9 protein-coding genes are annotated in these 10,391 nt (G+C 56.2%); 2 read left to right on the forward strand and 7 right to left on the reverse strand.

Annotated elements, in window-relative coordinates:
* Positions 1–261: 261 nt before the first annotated feature.
* Complete coding sequence (locus Pla100_RS16380) at positions 262–1,398, reverse strand: formylglycine-generating enzyme family protein (protein ID WP_146578751.1); 1,137 nt, start codon at positions 1,396–1,398, stop codon at positions 262–264.
* A 90-nt stretch (positions 1,399–1,488) separates the two neighbouring features.
* Between Pla100_RS16380 and Pla100_RS16385 the strand changes: the two genes are divergently transcribed.
* Complete coding sequence (locus Pla100_RS16385; protein ID WP_390620611.1) at positions 1,489–2,583, forward strand: ligase-associated DNA damage response exonuclease; 1,095 nt, start codon at positions 1,489–1,491, stop codon at positions 2,581–2,583.
* Positions 2,584–2,620: 37 nt separating this feature from the next.
* Here the strand turns inward: Pla100_RS16385 and rlmKL are convergent, their stop codons facing one another.
* On the reverse strand, positions 2,621–5,062 hold the full coding sequence (gene rlmKL / locus Pla100_RS16390) for a bifunctional 23S rRNA (guanine(2069)-N(7))-methyltransferase RlmK/23S rRNA (guanine(2445)-N(2))-methyltransferase RlmL (RefSeq protein ID WP_146578753.1): 2,442 nt from the start codon (positions 5,060–5,062) through the stop codon (positions 2,621–2,623).
* A gap of 181 nt (positions 5,063–5,243) precedes the next feature.
* Positions 5,244–6,020, reverse strand: a complete 777-nt coding sequence (locus Pla100_RS16395; RefSeq protein ID WP_146578754.1) for a 3-keto-disaccharide hydrolase — start codon at positions 6,018–6,020, stop codon at positions 5,244–5,246.
* A 114-nt stretch (positions 6,021–6,134) separates the two neighbouring features.
* Here Pla100_RS16395 and ilvD point away from each other — a divergent pair, with 114 nt between their 5' ends.
* Positions 6,135–7,832 (forward strand): dihydroxy-acid dehydratase, encoded by a 1,698-nt coding sequence (ilvD, locus tag Pla100_RS16400; RefSeq protein ID WP_146578846.1) that lies wholly within the window; start codon positions 6,135–6,137, stop codon positions 7,830–7,832.
* A 281-nt stretch (positions 7,833–8,113) separates the two neighbouring features.
* Here the strand turns inward: ilvD and Pla100_RS16405 are convergent, their stop codons facing one another.
* From Pla100_RS16405 to Pla100_RS16420, 4 genes are all read right to left on the reverse strand, one after another.
* Positions 8,114–8,404 carry a type II toxin-antitoxin system RelE/ParE family toxin gene (locus tag Pla100_RS16405; protein WP_146578755.1) on the reverse strand — a complete coding sequence of 97 codons (291 nt, stop codon included), beginning with the start codon at positions 8,402–8,404 and terminating at the stop codon, positions 8,114–8,116.
* Positions 8,401–8,628, reverse strand: a complete 228-nt coding sequence (locus Pla100_RS16410; RefSeq protein WP_146578756.1) for an addiction module protein — start codon at positions 8,626–8,628, stop codon at positions 8,401–8,403. Before Pla100_RS16410 ends, Pla100_RS16405 begins: the two co-directional genes overlap by 4 nt.
* Positions 8,629–8,716: 88 nt before the next feature.
* Positions 8,717–9,046, reverse strand: coding sequence for a cupin domain-containing protein (locus Pla100_RS16415; protein ID WP_146578757.1), 330 nt, complete (start codon positions 9,044–9,046; stop codon positions 8,717–8,719).
* Entirely contained in the window at positions 9,043–9,942 is a 900-nt protein-coding gene (locus tag Pla100_RS16420; RefSeq protein ID WP_146578758.1) for a metallophosphoesterase family protein, read from the reverse strand. Before Pla100_RS16420 ends, Pla100_RS16415 begins: the two co-directional genes overlap by 4 nt.
* Positions 9,943–10,391 lie beyond the last annotated feature (449 nt).

Raw genomic sequence — 10,391 nt, forward strand, 5'->3', positions numbered from 1 at the left:
TCTGATGCAATCAATCAACAGGCGATTCGTGCCGTAAGCTCACGGCTTTCGGATAGGTTCTTAATGTGTGGTGGAAGCGTTAACGCCGAAGCTGCTGATCAGGTGATTCTTTGGTTTGGAATCGATTGGGGTTTAGGTTTAGGTTTAGGTTTAGGTTTAAGTTTAAGTTTAAGTTTAAGTTTAAGTTTAGGTTTAAGTTTAGGTTTAAGTTTACTGGGGATAGAGAGGGTGAAACGGCTGGGTGGATTGAGCCGATGGAGGTTATCGTTTACCGGTGGCGCTGTTCCAGTAGCGATTCATTTCTTCGACCGTGGGAACCTCGAGCGGTCGAACGATTCGAAATCCTAACCAGGGTGCATCGGTGTGATACCAAATGCTTCGAGGTAACTGCGGATCTTGACTCTTCCAATCTTTTTCACTTCCCCGTCGGTATGCCGAACGAAGTTGTTCGGGGTCGTCGAACCATGATCCGCCGCGAACCGAGCGCGGGTAAATTTGGTCGGGAACCAGCCATGGATTCCACACCGGTTTGCCTTCCGAAGCCGTTTCGATCAAGTCAAAATAGTTCTCTTCGAATCGATCAGCGGTCCATTCGAGCACGTTGCCGTGCATGTCATGCAATCCCCACGGGTTCGGTTTCTTTTGGCCCACCGGTTGGTACTGATCATCGCTATTGTCGTAAAACCACGCGTAATCTTCGATCGGTTCATCGCCGAATGAAAAGGCGGTTTGAGTTCCGGCCCGACAGGCGTACTCCCATTCGGCCTCGGTCGGTAATCGGTAGAAGTGACCGGTTTGGGCACTGAGCCATTGGCAGTACTTATTGGCGGCGTGCTGAGTCATGCAGATCGCCGGATAGCCTTGCTGTCCCATTCCAAAGCTCATTTCTGTGTAGGGCGGCGTCGGTTGGCTGACCCCATCGACCAGGTCATGAACCGCCGGATCGAACTCCTTCCATCCGCCGTGCTTTTCGCGGTCGCGTTGCGTGATCATGAAAGGTTCGTACTCGTCCCAGGTCACTTCACACTTGCCCATCCAAAACGGGGAAACACTCACCTCGGTGACTGGGCCTTCGTTGTCTTGACGATCCGCTTCGTCGGCGGGACTGCCCATGGCGAACGTGCCACCTGGGATCGGAATCATCTCGAACTCGACACCCGTCTTGGGAATCACCGCTTGATAGGACTTCATCGATTCGGCGTCGATATTCGATGATTCCTGAACGATCGTTTGACGGATCCTTGTCAACAAGTCGAGATCGTCGAGCGATGTATTCGCATCGACGGTTTTCTTGGTCACGCCCGGTGATTCCGAATTACCAACGACCGGGCAAATGACCAGACAAATGAACCACAACGGACCAGCTAAAACCAAACGAGCGCGACGTAAAATAGACATATCATCAGGGAGAATAAAAAGTAGGAAATAACAGTCGAACCGAAGCAATAAGCTTCCCTGACATTGTACACACGATGGCTCGGTTTCGGGATGAACTTGCCTATGCCGGTAAACTTCCGCATGTCTGAAATATTGCAAACAACGCCTCGCGGTCTGTATTGCCCCGCGGGAGGTTTTTACATCGACCCGACGCAGAGCGTCGATCGTGCGGTGATCACCCATGGCCACAGCGATCACGCACGGTGGGGGTGCCGGCACTACTTGGCCGCCCGTCCCGGCGAAACGATCCTGCGAATGCGACTGACAAAAGAAGCGGCAGGTTCCCGCGCCGACACGACCGAGGCCGGACACACGGCGACAAGTTTGTCGGATGATCCGGAATTCGAATTCCTCGACTACGGTGAAACACGAACCGTCGGCGGCGTCAAGATTTCGCTGCATCCGGCCGGTCATATGCTCGGTTCGGCTCAGGTCCGATTGGAATACCGGGGCCGCGTGGCGGTGGTGTCGGGCGACTACAAACTGCAATCCGATTCAACGTGCCAGCACTTTGAAAGTGTCTCGTGTGATTTGTTTGTCACCGAATCGACGTTCGGATTGCCGATCTACCGCTGGAACGAAGATCACGAAATCTTTGCCGAAATCAATGCGTGGTGGCGACAATCCTCCGAAGCGGGCAAGTGTTGTTTGCTGTACGCCTACGCGGTCGGCAAGTCACAACGATTGCTCGCCGGTCTGGATCCGACGATCGGCCCGATCTATACCCACGGGGCGGTCGAGAAGGGCGTCCAAGCTTACCGGACCGCAGGCGTGGAACTGCCCGAGACGACCTATGTCGGAGATCAACCCAAGGGGCATGACTGGGCCGGAGCGATGGTGATCGCCGTCCCATCTGCCCACGGAACGCCATGGATGCGGAAGTTCGGAAATGTGAGCACCGCGATGGCGAGCGGCTGGATGGCCATCCGTGGCGCGAGAAGACGGCGAGCCGTCGATCGTGGATTTGTCCTAAGCGACCACGTCGATTGGCCAGGCCTGATGTCGGCGGTCAAGCAAAGCCGAGCCAAAGAAGTCTGGGTCACCCACGGCAGTACCGCCGTCGTTGCCCGCTATTTGAATGAACAAGGCATCGATGCCCGACCCATCGACGGTCACTGGCAACACCGCGTGGAAGAGGACGACTAACACGAATTGATATGCCGACCGATAATGTGGCTTCGATTCACGGAGTCTCTTTGGTTTCCTGAGTCTCTTTCACAATCCGCCAGCATCGGTGGATGCGGCGGTTGCGATAGTCTTCAGGAACCGTTTGCGCGGAGATCTCGCGGATCGTCGTGCCTTCGAGGGCTTCGGTATCAAACTTAAAACGACGAAAATTGTTCGAAAAGTAAATCACTCCGCCGGGCCGAACGAGCTTGAGCACGTTGATCAATAACGGCACCGCATCGGTTTGCACGTTCCAGTCCTCGTCAGTCCGTTTGCTGTTCGAAAACGTCGGCGGATCGCATACGACCAAATCATAAACCTCACCCGGCTTGTGACGACGGATGAACTCGCCGATGTGCATCGGGACGAACTGGTGCTGTGGCCCTTGCAGATCATTCGCGCGGAGGTTTTCTTCGGCCCACTGCATGTAGTTGGATGATAGATCCACGCTCGTCGTCGAGGCGGCTCCACCGGCGGCGGCGTAAACGGTAAACGATCCGGTATATGCGAATAGATTCAGGAAATGCTTTCCCGTCGCTTCGGCTCGCACCATCGAACGCGTCACCCGATGATCCAAGAAAAGTCCCGTATCGACATAGTCGGCCAGATTGACCAAGAACGTCAAACCGCCTTCCTGGACCGGGATGCGCTGTTCGGTTTGATCAACCTTTTGATGTTGCGTGTTGCCGCGTTGCCGGATCCGTTTTTTCAAATAGACATTCTGCTTCGGGATGTCGAGCGTTTCGCCGGCGGTCTGTGCCATCAGATCGAGCCAATTGGCATGTTGCGCGGGATCGCGATCATGGGGCCGTTCGAATTCGCTCAGATGCAGATGGTTTTCATAGCGATCGACGACCAAGGGGATCTCCGGAATGTCACGTTCGTAAAGACGGAAACACGTGATCCCGCGTTTGGTCGGCCATCGGCGCAGGTGCTTGGCTCGTTTACGCAACCGGGACGCGAACAACTCGGCTTGGTGCTGGGCTTTTTCCGGTAGACTGCCGAAGGCCGCTTCGCCAACCGCGTGAACGTAGCGTTGACTTTTAGTCGACGTTTGAGAGACCGGCGACTGAAAGTCGCCACCACTCATTTTTTCCGTGATGCTTGGTTCGGCGTTAGCAATCGAGCGTGCCTTGGCCGCTTCCCATGGCGAACGAACGACGGGTTCGCTTTCGGCCGGCGTTTGCGGATCGTCCGTTTCGGGCGAATCGATCTCAGGTTCGGGCGAATCGATCTCAGGCGTGGTCGGATCCTCATCGGTTGTCGTCGCGGGCGTTTCCGGGGTCGCCTCGTCGATCGTGCCGGAGCCCACGACCGGCTTGGGGCCTTGGAATTGATAGTAGGTGCATTCGATCCGGCCGTTGTAGAGTTTTCGGCGACGATCGGCTTGGCGACCGACCGCGTTCTCAAAATTTTCAAACGCGGTCAAAAAATAAAACGACCAGGTCGGCAGATGACGCAACACGTTCGGGATCGCCGCGTAGAGTTCTTCGACCTCCCAATCTCGGCCGAGACGCATGCCATAGGGCGGGTTGGTGACCAAACATCCGAACCGGCGTTTGCTTTGCAAATCACGTACGTCGCCCGGTTCGAAATGGACGTCCGCGGTCACGCCCGCGCGTTCGGCATTGTCCCGCGCTACTTTCAAGATACGCGGATTGATATCGGTGCCGAGCAAACGTTGCGGCAAAGGTTCCAAGACGCCCTGCAAAGCTTCTTCGCGGAGTTTCAAGATCGGCTCACGTTGAACGCCCGGCCAGGTCTCGAAAGCGAACGAACGATGTTGGCCGGGGGCCATGTTGCGACCGATCATGGCGGCTTCGATCGGAATCGTGCCACTGCCGCAAAACGGATCGATCAGCGGTCGATCACGTCGCCAATAGGTCAGTTGAATCAATGCCGCCGCGAGTGTTTCTTTTAGCGGGGCGCTGGTGACATCGGCCCGGTATCCGCGGCGATGCAAGCCGCGTCCGGTCGTGTCGAGGGTCAATGTGGCGGTGTCTTTGAGGATCGCGATGTCGACCTTGAACTCGGCCCCCGTTTCGGGAAGTTCGTTCGTCGCGTGATCGCGTTGCAAGGCTTCGACGATGGCTTTCTTGACCGCCCGTTGGCACGCCGGGACACTGGTCAACGTCGACTTAACGCTGCGACCGGTGACGGGGAACGAACCATCGACGGGAATCCAACGGTCCCACCGGATCGCTTTGGTGGTTTCGAACAATGCATCAAAATCGGCGGCGGGAAACTCGGCGACACGGATCGAAACGCGATCGGCGCATCGCAACCACAAATTCGTTTGCGCGATCGTATCGAACGTGCCGCGGAAGTGAACGCGACCGGACTCACCGATGAGGGCATCAATGCCTAGTGCGGCGAGTTCACGTTTGACGATCGCCTCGAGCCCGAACGCGCAAATCGCGATCAGGTCCAAGGTGGGGTCGGTCGGTGGTTGGGTCATTAGCGTCAGGAAGTTTGACCGTTCGTGTTGCGGCGTATTGGAAAAACTCAGGCGTGCAGTCGCCCCCACCGGCAAATGAGACTGCTGATTTTATTAGCCGACGGGCGTTAGCCCCGGTTCTGTGGTGCCGAAACCGGGGCTAACGCCCACCGGCTAATTTTGAATGGGGGTTTCAGTTCGTTTACAAACTCAAAATTCGCACATTGCGATACCAGGCTTCCGCCGGCGGGCCGCTGTGGATTTGCAAACCGATCACACCGCTGCGAGCGATCTCGGGATCCGTTTCGGTGTAACGGATGGTTCGTTGACCGCCCAGATAAATTTCGATCTGATCGTCGACACACACGATCCGCAGGGTGATCCAATCGGTTTCGGGGACCGCCGAAGATGCGGATTCTGGCCCTTGGGGTGTCTTCCACTGGACATCAAAACGGGGGTCCGGAACAACCAGCATCTTCTTGCGACGGGATTCGTCATAGAGGGCACCCCAAATCGACTCGCCTCCACCTTCGCCCATGTCCGCTTGGTATCCGATCACTTCGTTAGGCGGGATACCATTGTCGGATGCATTGGGGCGACGGGAACGAAACTGAACGCCGGCGTTGCGGCCGGTTCCCCGCATCCGGACTTCCATCCGCAAGTCAAAATTATCGAACGTGTCGGTCGTACACAGAAACTGATTCTCCGGGATTTTTTCTTCCAGACGACCCGCCACGACGGCGGTCCCTTCGGTGTGGAACCAATACGCGTTGCCCTCCCACCGGGTCAAAATTGTGCCGTCAAACAACCATCGGCAGCGGTTCTCGAATTCCTCGTCCGAGACCGTGCTCAGCGGCTTGATTGCTTCGGTTTGGGCTGGGGGTGACTGCGTCGGATCGTCGGCAAAAACCGTCGTCGGCGGCACGATTGCCGCGAAAATGACCATCAAAAACCAGTTGTTTACGAATCGTCGAATCATTTTTTTTCCTCATCTTTGTTGATTGGGGTCGACCGATCATACTCTGTGCCCCGTCGCGGCTCTGATCGTACCCGCTCATTTCCCCCCGAAAGTCCAATTCAACCGATGACCGACATGACCACCGCCGATTCTGACTCGAACATTCTGAACAAATACAGCCGTCACATCACCCAGCCGAAGAGCCAGGGTGCGTCCCAGGCGATGTTGTACGCAACCGGGATGACGTCCGACGACATGAACAAACCGCAAGTCGGGATCGGCAGCATGTGGTACGAAGGCAATAGCTGCAATATGCATCTGCTCGATCTCGCCGCCGAAGTCCGCAAGGGCGTCGTCGAGGCGGGCATGGTCGGCATGCGTTTCAACACGATCGGCGTCTCCGACGGGATCTCCATGGGGACCGACGGAATGAGTTTCTCGCTGCAGAGCCGCGACCTGATCGCCGATTCGATCGAAACCATCATGGGTGCCCAGTGGTACGACGCGTTGATCGCGCTGCCCGGTTGCGACAAGAACATGCCGGGTTGTTTGATCGCGATGGGACGTTTGAACCGTCCGGCAATCATGGTGTACGGCGGCACGATCAAGCCCGGCTCGTACAACGGCGAGAAGTTGGACATCGTAAGCGCATTTCAATGTTTCGGCCAATTCATCTCTGGACAAATCAGTGAAGAGGAACGTGGCGAAATCGTCAAGCGAAGTTGTCCTGGAGCCGGCGCCTGCGGCGGGATGTACACGGCCAACACGATGGCGACCGCGATCGAGGCACTCGGCATGTCATTACCTTACTCGGCGAGTGTCCCAGCCGAAAACGACGAAAAGAAACAAGAATGCCACCGGGCCGGCAAGGCGATCTTGCACTTGCTTGAAAAGGACATCAAACCTCGCGACATCATGACCCGCGCCGCGTTCGAAGACGCGATGGTAACGTTGATGGCACTCGGAGGCAGCACCAACGCGGTGTTGCACTTGATCGCGATGGCCCGTTCGGTTGATGTACCGTTGACGATCGATGACTTCCAATCCGTCGCCGATCGCACGCCGTACCTAGCCGACTTGAAACCGAGCGGCAAGTTCGTCCAAGAAGATCTGCACAGCGTCGGGGGCACGCCGGCGGTGATGAAATATCTGCTCGAAAAAGGTTTCATCAAAGGCGAGCACATGACCGTCACCGGCAAAACGCTCGCCGAGAATCTCGACGAGTTGCCGGGCCTGAAGGAAGGCCAACGGATCGTCGCGACGGTCGAAGCCCCGATCAAACAATCCGGTCACATTCGCATCCTCAGGGGTTCGCTCTCTCCCGAGGGTGCCGTCGCCAAAATTACCGGCAAGGAAGGATTGCAATTCAGCGGCCCGGCCCGTTGTTATGACAGCGAAGAAGACATGCTCGCGGCTTTGCAGCGTAACGAAATCCAAAAAGGCGACGTCGTGGTGATCCGGTACGAAGGCCCCAAGGGCGGACCCGGAATGCCAGAGATGCTGACCCCCACCAGCGCGATCATGGGTGCCGGTTTGGGGTCCGATGTGGCGTTGTTGACCGACGGTCGTTTCAGCGGCGGTAGTCACGGCTTCATCGTCGGCCACATCACCCCGGAAGCGCAAGAAGGCGGACCGTTGGCGCTCGTCCAAGACGGCGACACGATCACGATCGACGCCGAAACCAATTCGCTCGACGTCGATGTCGACGAAACCGAAATGGCCCGCCGACGCGAAGCCTGGACCGCCCCTCCGCTCAAGGCCACCCGGGGCACGTTGTACAAGTACATCAAATGCGTCAAAAGCGCCAGCGAAGGCTGCGTCACCGACGAGTGAGACTCGACCTAGGCCGATGCCAGGCCAGGTCTTGGAATACGATCGGGCCGTTGGCCCGATCACGTCTTCGGGCCAACGGCCCATACGTTTGCCTAGCCGAGCCCGAAAGGGCTGGGGAATCTATGCACGTTACCATGAAGGACCAACGGTCCGGCCGATTGTCATCACCAACGTGTTGTCGTTTTGGTAACAACTGCCTGTACCGTCTCACCGTTCGCTGATCACGAAGTACGTCCAAGACGCTGCAAAATCAGCGGAATACAGTTCGGCGTCTTGAGACGTTACCCACGACTCCTAAGTTCGCTCTCATCTTCGCCGCCGGTAAAAAGTCCGACAACCACAACGAAGGGTTCGTCGATACGGAAATACAAGACGGCGGTAAATCGCTTGAGTCGGCAAGGGCGGTAGCCGGTATGGTCTGCGGCGAATAACAGCGGATTCCCTTTAACCCGTTCGAGAGCAAGATAAAATTCGGCTTCGAATTTTTCGCCGAGACCCATCGAGATTCGATCAAACCAATCGATCCCACGCAGCAGATCAATTTCGGTGTGGGCCGTTAGCCGCGCCTTCATCGACCACGGGCCACACGGATTCGTTCGCGAAACTCTTCCTCGCTTAGGGCAGTCGATGGTTTTGCCTTATACTCGGCCCAGCGACGATCTAGTTCGGCACGCTGCGAATCCGTCAATTCAGTACCAATGCCGTCCGGCAATCGGTCCCAGATTGCTTGCACGATACGAAGTTGGTCGCTCGGTGGCAGGGCAGAAATATCAGTAATTGCTTGCTCAACGGTCATGCTCGATTCTCCGTAACCCCATTCTAGCATCGCTAGAAGACAGTGCAATTGCGATTGCTGGACAACGCCTGAATGCTATCCAGCCGGATCAATCGAGATCGTCACCCATGAAAACCGCCAGCCAGACGGTCGGTTCATTCGGCGTCGTCCACTCGACCCGGTGTTTTCGGTGGGCAGGAATCAGAACGTGATCGCCGGGCCGCATCGTGGCCGGCTCATCGTCGTCTTCGAATCGTAGCTTGGCTTCCCCTTTCAACACGACCACCCATTCGGCCTCATCTTGATCGTACCAGAAGCCCTCAGGTGAACCGTGACCGGTCGATACGATCCGCTCGATGCGGACGTGTTGGTTTTCGGCGAGGACCGTGACGAGTTCCTCGGGCAGCATGTTGGAAAGATCGTCAAAGAGATTTTTCATCCCTGATGCTCCCATTCGTAAGATTCCTGTTTACGGAATCCGGTCAGATGAATCGTTCCGGATGGTTCGATCTCCATCAGCGAGTAGCCGTTGTTTTCGATTCCTGAGCCTTCGACCATTGCAACGAGTGTACAGTAGTGAATACCGCCAATCTCCTTGAGATCGTTCTGATGGCTGTGCCCTTGGAAGACGGCCAATACCTTGTCAGATGCTTGCAGGATTTTTCGCACGTCGGCGTTGTTCTTGACGCCATGGTGGTTGCTCACGTCCAACCGCTGGTGCGCGAAGACGATGACCGGCTTATCACTAATTTCCAAGTCGGCTTCGAGCCATTCGAGTTCATGGGTCGGAATGTTGGCGTCGGTCCAATGGAAGTTCTTTCGTCCATACGGTTCACCATCGCCGCGGAAACAAGAGTCCATCACGACAAAATGGAAGCCGCCCCGTTCGAACGAGTAGTACGACTTCGCCTGTTCCACGCCGCCCAAGAACTCATCCTTGTTCAGCGTGTCCACGCAATGATTTCCCAACACGTAATGCCGGTCTTGGCAGATAGCCGAGAACGGCCGGTTGATCGTCTTGAGGTATCGCTGCTCGACTTCCACTGAGTCGGCAGCATCAATCAGGTCACCCAGTTCGACGAGAAACGAGGGCTTGTCTTGCTCGAACTTCCGGGCTGCTTCTTCAAGCTTGGCAAGCGTCTCTCGGTAGTGCCGGGTTCCGGCCGGTGCTTTTTCGGCATAGTGCAGATCCGTGACCAGTCCCACCTTCAGACGGGGAGCCTCATCGTCGGCAAGCAGTGTCGATGAACTGAGCGAAGCAACTCCCAGCACAAGCGTTCCATTTTCAAGGAAAGCCCGGCGTCCCAGACGGATATGGTTGTTGTCATTGGTCATCTCTGATCATCTTGCTCTGAGTTTGAAAATGGGAGGTCCGTCATCTCCTCGGGATCGCACCGTCTCTCAATGAGTGGCATAGGCGTCCAGCCTTTTTATACCTCACAAGTCTTCATGGATTGCTCCCCTGCCAGCTCGTCTGGCAGGAAGCCGAGGTTGGCAAGCTAGACACGAGCCGCAATTTCCCCAACCTTCCGATTTTCACTTGTGCTCGCCGCTTGAAGCGGCGAGCACAAGTGAAAATCGGAAGGTTGGGAGGGCGTCGTTGTCTAGCTTGCGAACCTTATTCACCCACGAGACGAGCTCGTGGGGGTCAAAAAGATGTGGGGTATAAAAAGTACTGTCATATCCAGAATGAAAATTCGTGATGCGCGCGTACATCTAGCGGCACTACCTTTAGGGTAGTTTTTTTGATACTCCATGTCCACTGTTTGTCGGCCGGCCAGCAC

It is taken from the genome of Neorhodopirellula pilleata (assembly GCF_007859915.1).
In the GTDB taxonomy this organism is placed as follows: domain Bacteria; phylum Planctomycetota; class Planctomycetia; order Pirellulales; family Pirellulaceae; genus Rhodopirellula; species Rhodopirellula pilleata.